General features: G+C 66.3%; 9 protein-coding genes and 4 tRNA genes. 5 read left to right on the plus strand and 8 right to left on the minus strand.

The annotated features are described in order from the left end of the window. Positions 1 to 2: 2 nt before the first annotated feature. The 4 genes from J0A90_RS02540 to J0A90_RS02555 form a co-directional block, all read right to left on the minus strand. Positions 3 to 74 (minus strand) — tRNA-His (locus J0A90_RS02540). A 23-nt stretch (positions 75 to 97) separates the two neighbouring features. Continuing rightward, positions 98 to 172 (minus strand) — tRNA-His (locus J0A90_RS02545). 74 nt (positions 173 to 246) lie between these two features. Continuing rightward, positions 247 to 323: transfer RNA gene (locus tag J0A90_RS02550), tRNA-Arg, on the minus strand. A gap of 42 nt (positions 324 to 365) precedes the next feature. Further along, positions 366 to 442 (minus strand) — tRNA-Pro (locus J0A90_RS02555). A gap of 273 nt (positions 443 to 715) precedes the next feature. Here J0A90_RS02555 and folD point away from each other — a divergent pair. Beyond that, on the plus strand, positions 716 to 1,573 hold the full coding sequence (folD, locus tag J0A90_RS02560) for a bifunctional methylenetetrahydrofolate dehydrogenase/methenyltetrahydrofolate cyclohydrolase FolD (RefSeq protein WP_207035922.1): 858 nt from the start codon (positions 716 to 718) through the stop codon (positions 1,571 to 1,573). Positions 1,574 to 1,601: 28 nt separating this feature from the next. Continuing rightward, positions 1,602 to 2,306, plus strand: coding sequence for a 5'-methylthioadenosine/S-adenosylhomocysteine nucleosidase (gene mtnN / locus J0A90_RS02565; RefSeq protein ID WP_207035924.1), 705 nt, complete (start codon positions 1,602 to 1,604; stop codon positions 2,304 to 2,306). Between the two features lie 180 nt (positions 2,307 to 2,486). Here the strand turns inward: mtnN and cysS are convergent, their stop codons facing one another. Then, positions 2,487 to 3,878: a cysteine--tRNA ligase gene (cysS, locus tag J0A90_RS02570; RefSeq protein WP_207036141.1), complete on the minus strand. Its 1,392-nt coding sequence runs from the start codon at positions 3,876 to 3,878 to the stop codon at positions 2,487 to 2,489. A 5-nt stretch (positions 3,879 to 3,883) separates the two neighbouring features. Further along, a complete protein-coding gene (locus tag J0A90_RS02575) occupies positions 3,884 to 5,596 on the minus strand; it encodes a glutamine--tRNA ligase/YqeY domain fusion protein (RefSeq protein WP_207035926.1) in 1,713 nt (570 codons plus the stop codon). 180 nt (positions 5,597 to 5,776) lie between these two features. Here J0A90_RS02575 and J0A90_RS02580 point away from each other — a divergent pair, with 180 nt between their 5' ends. Together J0A90_RS02580 and J0A90_RS02585 are read left to right on the plus strand one after the other, a co-directional pair. Then, positions 5,777 to 6,268 (plus strand): peptidylprolyl isomerase, encoded by a 492-nt coding sequence (locus J0A90_RS02580; protein WP_035471670.1) that lies wholly within the window; start codon positions 5,777 to 5,779, stop codon positions 6,266 to 6,268. A 49-nt stretch (positions 6,269 to 6,317) separates the two neighbouring features. Continuing rightward, positions 6,318 to 7,043, plus strand: coding sequence for a UDP-2,3-diacylglucosamine diphosphatase (locus tag J0A90_RS02585; protein WP_207035928.1), 726 nt, complete (start codon positions 6,318 to 6,320; stop codon positions 7,041 to 7,043). 130 nt (positions 7,044 to 7,173) lie between these two features. Here the strand turns inward: J0A90_RS02585 and J0A90_RS02590 are convergent, their stop codons facing one another. Both J0A90_RS02590 and J0A90_RS02595 read right to left on the minus strand, forming a co-directional pair. Next, positions 7,174 to 11,079 carry an AAA family ATPase gene (locus J0A90_RS02590; RefSeq protein WP_207035930.1) on the minus strand — a complete coding sequence of 1,302 codons (3,906 nt, stop codon included), beginning with the start codon at positions 11,077 to 11,079 and terminating at the stop codon, positions 7,174 to 7,176. A gap of 49 nt (positions 11,080 to 11,128) precedes the next feature. Beyond that, positions 11,129 to 11,770 (minus strand): tRNA-(ms[2]io[6]A)-hydroxylase, encoded by a 642-nt coding sequence (locus J0A90_RS02595; protein ID WP_035471666.1) that lies wholly within the window; start codon positions 11,768 to 11,770, stop codon positions 11,129 to 11,131. Between the two features lie 304 nt (positions 11,771 to 12,074). Here J0A90_RS02595 and acnB point away from each other — a divergent pair, with 304 nt between their 5' ends. Continuing rightward, positions 12,075 to 14,678: a bifunctional aconitate hydratase 2/2-methylisocitrate dehydratase gene (acnB, locus tag J0A90_RS02600; RefSeq protein WP_207035932.1), complete on the plus strand. Its 2,604-nt coding sequence runs from the start codon at positions 12,075 to 12,077 to the stop codon at positions 14,676 to 14,678. Positions 14,679 to 14,739 lie beyond the last annotated feature (61 nt).

A 14,739-nucleotide genomic window follows, 5' to 3' on the forward strand; every position in this document is an offset into this window, starting at 1 on the left:
GGGGTGGATGATGGGGATCGAACCCACGACCACCGGAGCCACAATCCGGGGCTCTACCACTGAGCTACATCCACCATTTCTGAGTGCGTGTCGAAAGTGGGGTGGATGATGGGGATCGAACCCACGACCACCGGAGCCACAATCCGGGGCTCTACCACTGAGCTACATCCACCATCTCGACACTGGCATCGCTTGGAACTACCACACCCCATCCAACACTTCACGACGTGAAGACCATCCGGAGAGTGGCGCGCCCAGCAGGACTCGAACCTGCAACCTACGGCTTAGAAGGCCGTTGCTCTATCCGGTTGAGCTATAGGCGCATTCCAATACCGGCTGCCTGTTCATCGATCGCCGACCCAAACTGGTCGGGGTAGAGGGATTTGAACCCCCGACATCCTGCTCCCAAAGCAGGCGCGCTACCAGACTGCGCTATACCCCGTCGCCGGGCGATGCGATCGATGACGCTACGAGCCCCTCGATGCGCTGCGTATTCTACGGATCATTTCTGTCAGGTCAAGCCCTTACGTGAATTTCAGGCTACCCCGGGTCGCATCTGCCCTGCCCCACTGTCGCCTCAGTGACAGCCATCCTCAACGCCTGCGTTGACTGGATCGGCTGGCGTGCGAAAATTGCCGCCTTCGCCGGCCTGGTCGAAGCCCTGCTTCGCCCAGCGAGACCGGCCGCTATTTCCGCTACTCAGAAAGGACAGTCGATGACCGCTCAGTTGATCGACGGCAAACGCATTGCCGGCGCCATCCGCGAACAGGTGACCACCGAGGTGGCCGAGCGCCTCCAGCTGGGACGCCGACGCCCGGGCCTGGCGGTGATTCTGGTGGGCCATGACCCCGCCTCCGAGATCTACGTGAGCCACAAGCACCGTGCCTGCGAACAGGCCGGCATTCTCTCGTTCAGCCATCGGCTCGATGCCACCATCAGCCAGCAGGAGTTAGAGGCGGTCATCGACGAACTGAATGCAGACGACACGGTCGACGGCATCCTGCTACAGCTGCCGCTACCCGAGCATCTCGACGCCAACCCGCTGCTCGAACGCATCCGCCCGGACAAGGACGTCGACGGCTTCCACCCCTACAACCTGGGGCGCCTGGCCCAGCGCATGCCGCTGCTGCGCCCGTGCACGCCCAAGGGCATCATGACCCTGCTCGAACACAGCGGTATCGAGCTGCGTGGCCTCGAGGCGACGGTGGTCGGCGCCTCCAATATCGTCGGTCGACCCATGTCACTGGAGCTGCTGCTGGCGGGCTGCACCACCACCGTGTGCCATCGCTTTACCCGCAGCCTGGAGGAGAAGGTGCGCCAGGCCGATCTACTGGTAGTGGCCGTGGGCAAGCCGGGCCTCATCGATGGCAACTGGATCAAGCCGGGCGCCGTGGTGATCGATGTCGGCATGAACCGTAACGATGACGGCACCCTGGTCGGCGATGTCGACTTCGCCAGTGCCGCCGAGCGTGCCAGCTTCATCACCCCAGTACCCGGCGGGGTCGGCCCGATGACGGTCGCGACCCTGTTGCAGAACACCCTGCAGGCCGCCGAACTCCACGACGCCCATTGACCCTCGCTGCCACTCAAGGAACCTCGTGATGCAAACTATCGGCCTCATCGGTGCCATGGAGCAGGAAGTCACCCTGCTCGCCTCGCAGCTGGAAGACGCCCGCGTCGAGCGCCACGCCGGCGCCACCTTCCACTGCGGTCGTCGCCACGGCGTCGAGATCGTGCTGCTGCAGTCGGGCATCGGCAAGGTCAATGCCGCCGTCGGCACCACCCAGATGATGAATCGCTTCCGCCCCGATGCGGTGATCAACACCGGCTCGGCGGGCGGTTTCGGCGCCGAGCTCGAGGTCGGCGACGTGGTCATCTCCAGCGAAGTGCGCCACCACGACGTCGACGTCACCGCCTTCGGCTACGCCCTGGGCCAGGTGCCGGGCATGCCGGCGGCGTTCACCCCCGCACCCGAGCTGGTCAGCGCCGCACGCGCGAGCATCGAGAGTCTCGGCGAGCTGCGCGTGTTCGAGGGCCTGATCTGCACCGGCGACAGCTTCATGTCCGACCCGACCAGGGTCGAGGGGCTACGGGCAGACTTCCCCGAGATGCTGGCGATCGAGATGGAAGCGGCGGCGATCGCTCAGACCTGCCACCTCTTCGACTGCCCGTTCGTGGTCATTCGCGCGCTTTCGGATATCGCCGGCAAGTCATCGCACCTCTCCTTCGACGCCTTCCTGGAGCGTGCAGCCACCCACTCGGCACGCATGGTCGATGCCATCGTCGCGCGCCTGGCGACGCGCTGACACACCCGATTTGAGGCGCCCAGAAACCACAGACTCTGACAACGACCGCCTCTGAAAACGAATAGGCCCCGCCGGATCGGCGGGGCTTATTCGTCACTGGCCGGGGCCTATTCGTCACTGGCAAAGACACGGCAACAGTCGCCGACGCAGCTTTCGCGCTCGATCGCGGCCGTCTTCAGCTCAGTCGCCAGCCGCCTCCAGGCTCCAACGGGTACCCTCGCGGGAATCCTTGAGCACGATACCCAGCGCCGCCAGCTCGTCGCGAATCCGGTCGGCGGCGGCAAAATCGCGCTCGCGCTTGGCCTGAGCGCGCGCCTCGATACGTGCCTCGATCTCGGCTTCCGCCAGCGGCAGCGCCTGGGCGCCGGCTTTGAGAAAGTCCGCCGGCTCGCGCTCGAGCAGCCCCAGCACCCCGGCCAGGCGCTTGAGCTCGAACGCCAGCGCCGCGGCCCTCGGGGCATCCGTGTCGCGCAAGCGATTGACTTCGCGCACCAGCTCGAACAGTCCCGACAGTGCTTCGGGGGTATTGAAGTCGTCGTTCATGGCCGCACTGAAACGGGCCGCGTAGTCCGGCTCGACCTCGCCCTGACACGGCTTGACGCCATCCAGCGCGTGATAGAAGCGCTCCAACGAGCGCCGCGCCTCACCGAGGGAGGCCGGCGCATAGTTGATCGGGCTGCGGTAGTGGCTGGCCACCAGCAGATAGCGCACCACCTCCGGATCATGACTCTCGAGCACCTCACGAATGGTGAAGAAGTTGCCCAGCGACTTGGACATCTTCTCCTGATCGACGCGCACCGCCCCGGCGTGCATCCACACATTGACGTAGGGCTTGCCGGTGGCGGCCTCGCTCTGGGCGATCTCATTCTCGTGGTGGGGAAAGGTCAGATCCGGCCCGCCACCGTGAATATCGAACGTCTCGCCCAGGCAGCAGGTCGACATCGCCGAGCACTCGATGTGCCAGCCCGGACGCCCCTCGCTCCATGGCGAGGGCCAGCTCGCCTCATTCGGTTTGGCGGCCTTCCACAACACGAAGTCAAGCGGGTCCTCCTTGTGGGAGTCGACCTCGACCCGCGCCCCGGCTCGCATCTCGTCCAGATTGCGATTGTTGAGCTTGCCGTAGGCGGCGAACCGGCGCACGCGATAGTAGACGTCACCGTTGTCCGCGGCATAGGCGTAGCCGTTGTCGATCAGGCGCTGGATCATCGCCACGATTTCGTGGATATGGCCAGTGGCGCGCGGCTCCAGATCCGGACGCAGTACGCCCAGGCGCGCCTCGTCTTCGTGCATTGCCGCGATCATGCGCTCGGTCAGCGCCGAGATCGGCTCTCCATTCTCCTCGGCACGCTTGAGGATCTTGTCGTCGATATCGGTGATATTGCGCACATAGGTGACGTCGAGCCCGGTCTGGCGCAGCCAGCGGGTGATCACGTCGAACGCCACCATCACCCGAGCATGCCCCAGGTGGCAGTAGTCGTAGACCGTCATGCCGCAGACGTACATGCGCAGCTTGCCGGGCTCGATCGGCTGCAGCGGCGCCTTGCGCCGCGTCAGCGTGTTATAGACCTGCAGCTCGCTCATGCCGTCCCCTGCTGCTTCTGCTGAATCTTGGCCCAGGAGTCCTTGAGCCCGACCGTGCGATTGAACACCAACTTGCCATCGCGACAGGCATGGCGGTCGGCGCAGAAGTAGCCCACGCGCTCGAACTGATAGCGCGCCTCAGGGGCCGCATCGGCCAGGGCCGGCTCGGCGATACCCTGCACGGTAACCAGCGACTCGGGGTTGAGATGATCGAGAAAGTCGGCGTCCTTGTCGCGATCCGGGGCTTCGTCGAGGAACAGGTTGTCATAGAGGCGCACTTCCACCGGTACGCCGTGCTCGGCGCTGACCCAGTGGATCACCCCTTTCACCTTGCGCCCCTCGGGATTCTTGCCCAGGGTCTCGAAGTCGACCGAGCAGTGCAGCGCCGTGATCTCGCCGCTGGCATCCTTGATCACCTCGTCGCAGCGGATCACGTAGCCATTGCGCAGGCGCACCTCCTTGCCCGGCGCCAGCCGGAAGAACTTCTTCGGCGGCTCCTCCATGAAGTCGTCACGGTCGATCCAGATCTCGCGGGTCAGCGGCAGGCGCCGGGTACCCATGTCTTCACGCGCCGGATGCCCCGGCACCTCGAACACTTCGCCGTGGTCGGCGGTGACATTGGTCAGCACCACCTTGAGCGGGTTGAGCACACACATCGCGCGTGGCGCGTTGTCTTCCAGATCGGAGCGAATCGCGAAATGCAGCATGGCGATATCGACCACGTTGGCCGCCCGGCTGACCCCGGTCATGTCGCAGAACTTACGCAGCGAGGCGGGCGTGTAGCCGCGCCGACGCAGCCCCGAGATCGTGGGCATGCGCGGATCGTCCCAGCCGTCCACCACCTGCTCGTCGACCAGCAGCTTGAGCTTGCGCTTGGAGGTCACGGTGTAGTTGACGTTCATCCGGGCGAATTCGGTCTGGCGCGGCTGCGACGGCACCGGCAGGTGTGCCAGGAACCACTCGTAGAGCGGGCGGTGATCCTCGAACTCGAGCGTGCACAGCGAATGGGTAACGCCCTCGATCGCATCCGACTGGCCGTGGGCGAAGTCATAGGAGGGATAGATCTTCCAGGCATCGCCGGTCTGATGGTGATGGGCGTGGCGAATCCGATAGAGGATCGGGTCGCGCAGATTGATGTTCGGCGCGGCCATGTCGATCTTGGCCCGCAGCACCTTGGCCCCCTCGGCGAACTCACCCACGCGCATGCGCTCCAGCAGGTCGAGGTTCTCCTCCACGCTGCGCTCGCGGTAGGGGCTCGGCCGGCCCGGCTCGGTCAGGGTGCCGCGGTATTCACGAATCTCTTCCGGCGAAAGGTCATCGACATAGGCCAGACCCTCGCGCACCAGATGCTGGGCCCAGGCATAGAGCTGATCGAAGTAGCTCGAGGCGTAGCGCACCTCACCGCTCCAGCGATAGCCGAGCCACTCGATATCCTCGCGAATGGCATCGATATAGGCCTGCTCTTCCTTGGCCGGATTGGTGTCGTCGAAGCGCAGATGACAGCGACCGCCGAACTGTTCCGCCAGACCGAAATTGACCCAGATCGACTTGGCGTGACCGATGTGCAGAAAGCCGTTGGGCTCCGGCGGGAAACGGGTCACGATCGTCTGGGTCTGCCCCGATTCGATCTCGTCACGAATCTGATTGCGCAGGAAATTCGGGGCTCCGTGCTGGGTATCGTCGTTCTCGACGCGACTCTCGACGCTCATGGAATGCAGACAACCTCTGTAATTCGTCGGACCGTGCAATGACGGCGCTGGTGAAGGCAGGTTAACACGCGTGCCGGGCGGTTTCTCCCACCCGCGCAAAGCGGCTATTATAGCGCGACGCGCGGTCTCGGCGCCAAGCCGGCGCCGGCCCGGAACACGCCCTTTCGCTCAGGAAATCCCATGATCGTTCTGCACACCAATTACGGCATCATCAAACTCGAGCTGAACGCCGACAAGGCACCCAAGACGGCCGCCAATTTCGAGCAGTACGTCCGCGACGGCCACTATGACGGCACCCTGTTCCACCGCGTGATCGACGGCTTCATGGTGCAGGGCGGCGGCTTCGACACCGACTTCGAGCAGAAGGCGACACGGGCGCCGATCGAGAACGAAGCCGACAACGGTCTCACCAACCAGAAGGGCAGCGTCGCCATGGCGCGCACCCAGGACCCGCATTCGGCCAGCGCGCAGTTCTTCATCAACGTCTCCGACAACGACTTCCTCAACCACCGCGACAAGAGCCTGCCGGGCTGGGGCTACTGCGTGTTCGGCAACGTCGTCGAGGGCATGGACGTGGTCGACCGTATCCGCCAGGTCGCCACCGGGCGCCGCGGCATGCACAGCGACGTGCCGGTCGAGGATGTGATCATCGAACGCGCCGAAGTCGTCTGAACGGCCCCCTTCGCCTCTCCCACCGACCGCCACTGCCATCGAGTCCGCCATGCAACTGCTGATCGCCGACCTGCATCTACAACCCGACCAGCCCGAGATCGCCCAGGGTTTCATCGACTACCTGCGCGGACCCGCCCGCGAGGCCTCGGCACTGACCATTCTCGGCGACCTGTTCGAAGCCTGGATCGGCGATGACTACCGCGGCGAGTTCGAGCAGCGCATCATCGCCGAGCTACGCGCCTGCCATGACGCCGGCACGCGGCTCGCCTTCATGCACGGCAATCGTGACTTCCTGATCGGCGAGGCCTTCGCCGCCGACAGCGGCTGCGCCCTGCTCGAGGACCCCACCGTGGTCGAGCTGGGCGGACGGCGCGCCCTGCTGATGCACGGCGACAGCCTGTGCACCGGTGACACCGCCTATATGGCGTTCCGCCGTCAGGCTCGCGATCCGGCATGGCAGGCACAGATCCTGGCGCTGCCGGTGGAGGAGCGCCTGGCGCTGGCGCGCAAGCTGCGCCAGCAGTCCGGCGAGGCCAACTCCAACAAGGCCGAGGACATCATGGATGTGACACCGGCGGCGGTGGTCGATACGCTGCGCGCGCATGAATCACGCCTGCTGATCCATGGCCATACCCACCGCCCGGCGGTGCACGAGCTGGCGGTCGACGGCGAGAGCGCCGAGCGCTATGTCATCGGCGACTGGCGGCCCAACCAGGGCTGGCAGTTGAGAGTCGAAGGCGACGACATTATGCTGGAGTCTTTCGCCCTCGCCTGAACCGGCCTTTTCCGCCGCCGGCCCCGCCTGAGTCTACGCACAACGGCGTGGCCGGCGGTGCTACCACCCATCCACTGATGTCACTGCCCAACGCTCGTCGCCCCACCCGTGACGGGTGGCGTGCCTTTAGTCAGCCATGCCGCGCCCGAGTCGTGGCGGTCCGCCGGGGACGCTGCGGCGGGCGCGCCTCTCCGCTGAGGTTGTCGAGCAGCGTGCGCCAGCGAATCAGCACCGGCGCATCGCAGAGCGCAATCTCGCCCAGGCGATAGCGCAGCGCCCGCTGACTCTCGGCATCATCGGGATCCACCAGGGTTAGCCACAGCGCCAGGCTGTGAAGCTCGAGATGGGCACAGCCGGCCTCCTCCGCCCACGCCCGCGCCTCGGCGATCAGCGTTTCGATCTCAGCCATTGGCCGGCCCTGACGATGCTGGATCCGGGCCATCTGCAGCAGTAGCTGCGGCAGCATGGTCGAGCGATTGTCACGCGCCTGCGCCAGACAAGGCATCAGGTAGTGCGCCGCGCGCTCGAGCTGATCGAGCGCCAGACAGGCATCGCCGTACCAGAGCGAGGCGCGCTGGTGGCGGGCCCGACCGGTGAGCTCGATCAAACGCTCGACCCCCGACTCGACCTGATCCAGACCGGCCGTATCGCCGGCCAGCGCCTGCCCCCAGCCGAGCACGCAGAGCGCTTCCAGATGCCAGCGCTGCAGATCCTGTGAACGGGTCATCTCGAAGGCACGCTGGCCGCGCTCCAGGGCCAGGTGGACATGCCCCAGCTGACGGTAGAGCGAGGCGGCAAAGATCAGCGCCATGGCCAGCGATGCGGGATGGCCGATGCCCTCCGCCAGCCGGATCGCCGCCTCCATCTGCTGCTCGGCGCGCCGATAGTCGCCGCGCAGGCACAGCGCCCAGCTCTGATAGCAGCTGGCCGCCACCTGCGGATGATCCGAATAAGGCAGCCACTCGAGCACCATCGGCTGACGCAGGGGATCGATCTGCTCCAGATGCTCGAAGGCCCGCCCCACCTCGCCGCTCCAGTACTCGCCGTAGGCGCGGGCATAGAGCGCCAGGCGGCGGTAGCGCGGGTCGTCGATGCGCTGTGCCAGCTCGCGCAGATGCTCGGCCAGAGCGTCGGCGTCGCGGTTGGCGTAGCGCTGGCTGGCACCGACCCATAGGCCCCAGGTGACCAGGAAGGCCTGATCCTCGGCGTCCTCTTCCTGGGCGGGGCCATCACGCCACAGCTGCTGCGCCTCGATAAAGCACGCCTGGGCCGGGCGCGAGCCGTGCCCTTCCAGCGCGTAATAGGCCTGCCCTTGTACCGTCAGCAGGCTGATTCGCCGTTCCACCGCCCCGCCCGGTACGCGCGCCAGACAGGCAAGACCAGCCTCGGCCAGACGCAGTGCGGTGCGATTGGCGCTGGCGCGCAGGGCGCCACGCGCCGCCATCTCGAAGTAGCGGGCGCCGCGCCCCGGGTCACCGCTGCGCTGCAGATGCTCGGCGAAATCGCCGGGATGCCGGCTAATCCAGGCTGGGCGCTGGGACTCGATCAGCCCGACCAGACGGCCGTGCAGGGTCACGCGCACATCCTGGGGGCAGGAGAGATAGGCGGCCTCGTGCAGCAGCGGATGAGTGAACTGGAAATCGAACGGCGCGCTCTCGCACGGCTCGATGATCTCGAGTCGGCGCATCTGTTCGAGCGCCCCCCGCAGCGCCGCATCGGTGGTATCGAGACACGCCCTGAGCAGTGCGGTCTCGAACTGGCGCCCGCACACCGCCGCCATGTGCGCCACGCTGCGATCCTGGTGCAGCTGATCGATGCGGCTGGCGAGCAGACCCAGCAGCCCACGCGGCAAGGCAGCGGCATCGAGGGTGCGCCCCTCCCGGCGGTCGATCTCGAGCCAGCGGCAAATCTCCTGCAAATAGAGCGGCACGCCCTCACAGCGTGCGATCAGCTGCTCGCGCAGGCCCGGGTCCAGCGTCAGACAGTGACGCCGGGCGAGCACGTCGAGCATCTCCGCCGACTGCTCGGGGCCCAGACGCCCGAGCGCGATCTGCTGGTCCCAGTTGAGCCGGATCGAGGGCATCTCGCGGTTCTGGTGCGAGGCCAGCAGCAGCAGCGAGGAGTGGATCGGCAGACGCACCTGCAAGTTGTGCAACACCTTGAGCGAAGGTTCGTCGAGCCACTGCAGATCGTCGATGATCATCACCAGCGGCCGGCGCGAGGCAGTCAGTTGCAGGATCAACGACTGGGTCAGATGGCTGACCAGCTCTACCGCCTCCTCGGCCGCCTCGCGGTTGGTGACTTCACGCATCAGCACGTCGAGCAGCAGGCGGCGCCGTTCGACGCCGACCTTGGCCAGTGTCGGCGTGGCGTCGATCAGCGCCTCCAGACTGGCGAGCGCCGGCTCCGCGCCGAGATGCCAGCGCAGCAGCGACTGCACCAATGCATAAGGCGTCTGACTCGACAGCCGCGTGGTCTGGCGCCAGAACAGCGCGACATCCTCGTGCTGCAGGCACTCGCGAAACCGAATCATCAGCGCCGACTTGCCGATGCCGGTATCGCCCAGCACCAGAAGGCTCTGCCGCAGCCCCAGCGCAGCCCGAGCCAGGGCGTCGCGCAGCTGACGCAGCTCGGCATCCCGACCCAGCAGGCTTGGCACCCGAGCCACCCGATTGCCGTCGCCAGATGCCAGCGCCAGGGCGCGCCGCGCGACCCGCCCCTCGGCACTCAACAGCCGCGGTGTCAGTCGCGCCTGCAGATCGAATGCCGGAGGCAGATGCTGGCTGGCATTGAGCGAGATCATCAGCTCACCCGGCTCGGCCATGGCCAGCATCCCCAGCGCCACCTGTGTGACATCGCCGAGCGGGTCGATGGTATGGCGCTCCGGCAGCCAGATCACCCGGCCACTGTCCAATCCCGCGCAGAGCCTAAAAGCGGGTGGCGGCGTGGGCGCTTGCCAGCACGCAGCCACCTGGGCCGACAGCCCCTGCTGACAGTGGTCGTAGAGCGCCACCAGCTCAGCCAGTTGATGCGTCGGGCCGTGAGTGGCGAAGCAGGCCATCCCTACCCCGCTGCCCACCGCTGCCTGCCAGAAGCCGCCGAGCTGATGGCACTGGGTTTCCAGCCAGCGGAACAGCCGCTCCTGCAGATTCAGACAGGCCAGCGCCTGACCGATATCGTTGCCGCTTTCCGGCGGTTTGAGCGCGATCGCCATGATCGCCACCTGGCGAAAGTCGATCTCCGCCGCCGAGTAGCCCTCGGCCGGGGCGGGAGATGCCGGTGCCGGCAGCGCGACCTCCGCCGCCGGGGTAGTATCCGGCCAGTCACCAGCGAACTGCAGGAAATCCGCGCTGGGCTGCTCACCGGAGAGCGCCAGTTGACGCAGCAGGGCATGAAAGCGCTCGCGCGCGGCGGCCAACTGGCCGTGGCCGGCGAGACAGCGGATCAACTGTTCCTGGAACGCCGCATGCTCGGGGAAGCGTGTCACCAGCGTCCGCAATAGCGCCTCGGGCAGTGTCTGCGCCTGGCTCAGGGCTCGTTCGGCGTAGTCGGTCACCCGGCGGCGCCAGTGACCACGCGCTTGCACAAGCCATTGGCTAAAGGCCTCGCAGTGGGGCAGCGCCAGCTCCGCCACCAGCGCACCGTGATAGTGGCTGAGCAGCCTCTCGAGCCCTGCCAGGTCCGGCGTCAGCGCGAGCTCGCGCTCGATCTCGCGCAGGTCCCATGTCACCGATGCCGGCGGCAGGCAGGCGATGGTCTGGCGGGTGACCGTCAGCGCATCCTCGGCGCACGCGCCCAGGGCGTGACGCAGTGAATGCAGCGCATGGCGCAGATTGGTGCGCGCGGCGTCGAGGCGCTGCTCCGGCCATAGCAGCGCCGCCAGTTGGGCCCGGCTGACCGGCTCGCGCTGCAGCAGTAGATAGACCAGCAGTGCCTTGACCTTGTCGTAGCTGAACTGGGTCAGCGTGGTAGCACCCCGGTGCAGGCCGAACTGCCCGAACAGGGTCAGGGTCGCGCTAGCGGATGGCTGCGTCATGCGTCTCCTCGAATACGCCCAGAAGCGCCTACAGCGGCGTCAGCCGCCGTCATACCGCGGCCGGCACCCCACTGTGGAAGCGAAAGTGAGTGTCCGTCTCCTCGATCAGGGCCCGCTCGTGGGCGGCGAAGAAGGCGATCCGCTCGTCGACCGCGGCGGCACCGGCATAGCGCTGGGCGAGACCGATATAGTCCTCGAAATGGCGCCCTTCCGAGCGCACCAGCGAGCGGTAGAACTTGGCCAGCTGCGCATCGAGCCGCGGGATCAGCCGCGCGAAGCGCTCGCACGAACGCGCCTCGATGAAGGCACCGACGATCAGGATGTCGATCAGGCGCTGCGGCTCGTCACGCGCCACATGGCGTCGCAACCCTTCCGCGTAGCGCGACGCCTGCAAATGGCTGTAGTCGACCCCGCGCTCCTGCATGATCTCCACCACCTGTTCGAAGTGCAGAAGCTCCTCCCGCGCCAGCTGCGACATCTTGGCCAGCAGTTCCGGGCGGTCGACATAGCGGAACATCAGGCTCATGGCGGTGGAGGCCGCCTTCTTCTCGCACTGGGCGTGGTCGATCAGCAGCAGCGCCGGATTGGCGAGCGCCGCCTCGATCCAGCTCTCGGGGGTCGCGCAGGGCAGGAACTCGAGCAGTTCCTGCGGCAGCGCGGCATCGGTCTCGGTAGCGGTATAAGCGGTCATGGCGATGTCGTCCGTGGTCGATCTCGGGCGGCCTCATGTTAGGGAAAGCCCGTGCAAATGTCTCCACGCGCACCTCAGGCGACGCGGCGAGCCCCGTAAAGGGGCCCCACGACACCCGTCGAGCGCCTTCATGACGGGGCCTGCACGCCTCGCCTTAACATTGTCGACAGTTTCACGTAGACTGCGCAGCGCCCACCGCAGCCGGTCGTCTGCCGCCGCTTCCCCCCGCCGTTCACGGCGGAGTCATCGCGCGCCGGCGCCGCCGCTCTCGCTGCGGGCTCTGACATTAGATGAGGGTTCAACCGTGCTCGAAGCTTACCGCCAACACGTCGAGGAGCGCGCCCAGGAAGGCGTGCCGCCGAAACCGTTGACCGCCGAAATGACCGCCCAGCTGGTCGAGCTGCTCAAGCAGCCGCCCGCTGGTGAAGAGGCCTTTCTCCTCGAACTGATCACCGATCGCGTGCCGCCCGGTGTCGACGAAGCCGCCTACGTCAAGGCCGGTTTCCTCACTGCCATCGCCAAGGGCGAGGCGACCTCGCCGCTGATCGACAAGATCCACGCGGTCAAGCTGCTGGGCACCATGCAGGGCGGCTACAACATCGCCACCCTGGTCGAGCTGCTCGACGACAGCGAGCTGGCTCAGGAAGTGGGCGAGCAGCTCAAGCACACCCTGCTGATGTTCGACGCCTTCCATGATGTCGCCGAGCGGGCCAAGAACGGCAACGCCGTGGCCCAGGGCGTACTCGAGTCGTGGGCCGAGGCCGAGTGGTTCCTGGCCAAGCCGGCGCTGGCCGACAAGATCAGCATCGCGGTGTTCAAGGTGCCCGGTGAGACCAACACCGACGACCTGTCGCCGGCGCCGGATGCCTGGTCGCGCCCCGACATCCCGCTGCACGCCAACGCCATGCTCAAGAACCCGCGCGACGGCATCGAGCCGGAAGTGCCGGGCAGCAAGGGCCCGCTGGCGCAGATCGAAGCGGTCAAGGCCAAGGGCCTCCCGGTCGCCTACGTGGGCGATGTGGTGGGTACCGGCTCCTCGCGCAAGTCAGCGACCAACTCGGTGCTGTGGTTCTTCGGTGACGACATCCCCCACGTCCCCAACAAGCGCGCCGGCGGCTTCTGCTTCGGCGGCAAGATCGCACCGATCTTCTTCAACACCATGGAAGATGCCGGCGCCCTGCCGATCGAGATGGATGTCGACAAGCTCGAGATGGGCGACGTCATCGACGTCTACCCGTATGAAGGCAAGGTGACCCGTCACGACAGCGACGAGGTGATCTCCACCTTCGCGCTCAAGACTCAGGTGATTCTCGACGAAGTGCGCGCCGGTGGCCGTATTCCGCTGATCATCGGACGCGGCCTCACCGAGAAGGCCCGCGAAGAGCTCGGCCTGCCCGCCTCCGACGTGTTCCGCAAGCCGGAGCAGCCCGCCGATAGCGGCAAGGGCTTCACCCTGGCGCAGAAGATGGTCGGCAAGGCGTGCAACCTCGAGGGCGTGCGCCCGGGCATGTACTGCGAGCCGAAGATGACCACGGTCGGCTCCCAGGATACCACTGGCCCGATGACCCGTGACGAGCTCAAGGATCTGGCGTGCCTCGGCTTCCAGGCCGACCTGGTGATGCAGTCCTTCTGCCACACCGCCGCCTATCCCAAGCCGGTCGACGTCGAGACCCACCACACCCTGCCGGACTTCATCCAGAACCGTGGCGGCGTGTCATTGCGCCCGGGTGACGGCATCATCCACTCCTGGCTCAACCGCATGCTGCTGCCCGACACCGTGGGCACCGGCGGCGACTCGCATACGCGTTTCCCGCTGGGCGTGTCTTTCCCGGCGGGCTCCGGTCTGGTCGCCTTCGCCGCGGCCACCGGCGTCATGCCGCTGGATATGCCGGAATCGGTACTGGTGCGTTTCAAGGGCAAGCGCCAGCCGGGAATCACCCTGCGCGATCTGGTCCACGCGATCCCCTACTACGCCATCCAGCAGGGGCACCTGACGGTCGCCAAGTCAGGCAAGAAGAACATCTTCTCCGGGCGCATCCTGGAGATCGAAGGCCTCGAGGATCTCACCGCCGAGCAGGCGTTCGAACTCTCCGACGCCTCCGCCGAGCGCAGCGCCGCGGGCTGCACCATCACCCTCTCCGAGGAGAGCGTGACCGAGTACCTGACCTCCAACGTCACCCTGCTCAAGTGGATGATCAGCGCAGGCTACGGCGACGCCCGCACCCTGGAGCGTCGCATTCAGGGCATGGAAGCGTGGCTGGCCAACCCCAGCCTGATGCGCGCCGACGCCGACGCCGAGTACGCCGCGGTGATCGAGATCGACATGAGCGAACTCGACCAGCCGGTACTCTGCGCCCCCAACGACCCGGACGATGCGCGCCTGCTCTCCGAGGTCGCCGGCGAGAAGATCGACGAGGTCTTCATCGGCTCGTGCATGACCAACATCGGCCACTTCCGTGCCGCCGGCAAGCTGCTCGAGAAGCAGCCCGCGGGCAGCCTGAAGACGCGCCTGTGGCTTGCGCCGCCCACCAAGATGGACCAACATCAGTTGACCGAGGAGGGCTACTACGGCATCTACGGCAAGGCCGGTGCTCGTATGGAGATGCCGGGCTGTTCGCTGTGCATGGGTAACCAGGCCCGTGTGGCACCGAAGTCGACCGTGGTATCCACCTCGACCCGTAACTTCCCCAACCGTCTCGGTGACGGCGCCGATGTCTATCTGGCATCGGCAGAGCTCGCGGCGATCGCTGCCGTAGAGGGCCGCCTGCCGACGGTCGAGGAGTACAAAGCGACCATGGGCGAGTTCGATGCGATGGCGGGCGAGATCTACCGCTATCTGAACTTCCATGAGATCGAGGACTTCCAGAAAGCGGCCTCCACCGTCATTCCGGTCGCCCAGGAAGCCTGATACGACTCTTCCGATGCTCGCAGCTTCATGAAGAGGCTACCGAAACGCCCCGCACCGTGCG

The sequence above is a fragment of the Salinicola sp. DM10 genome, from assembly GCF_017306975.2.
Lineage (GTDB): Bacteria > Pseudomonadota > Gammaproteobacteria > Pseudomonadales > Halomonadaceae > Salinicola.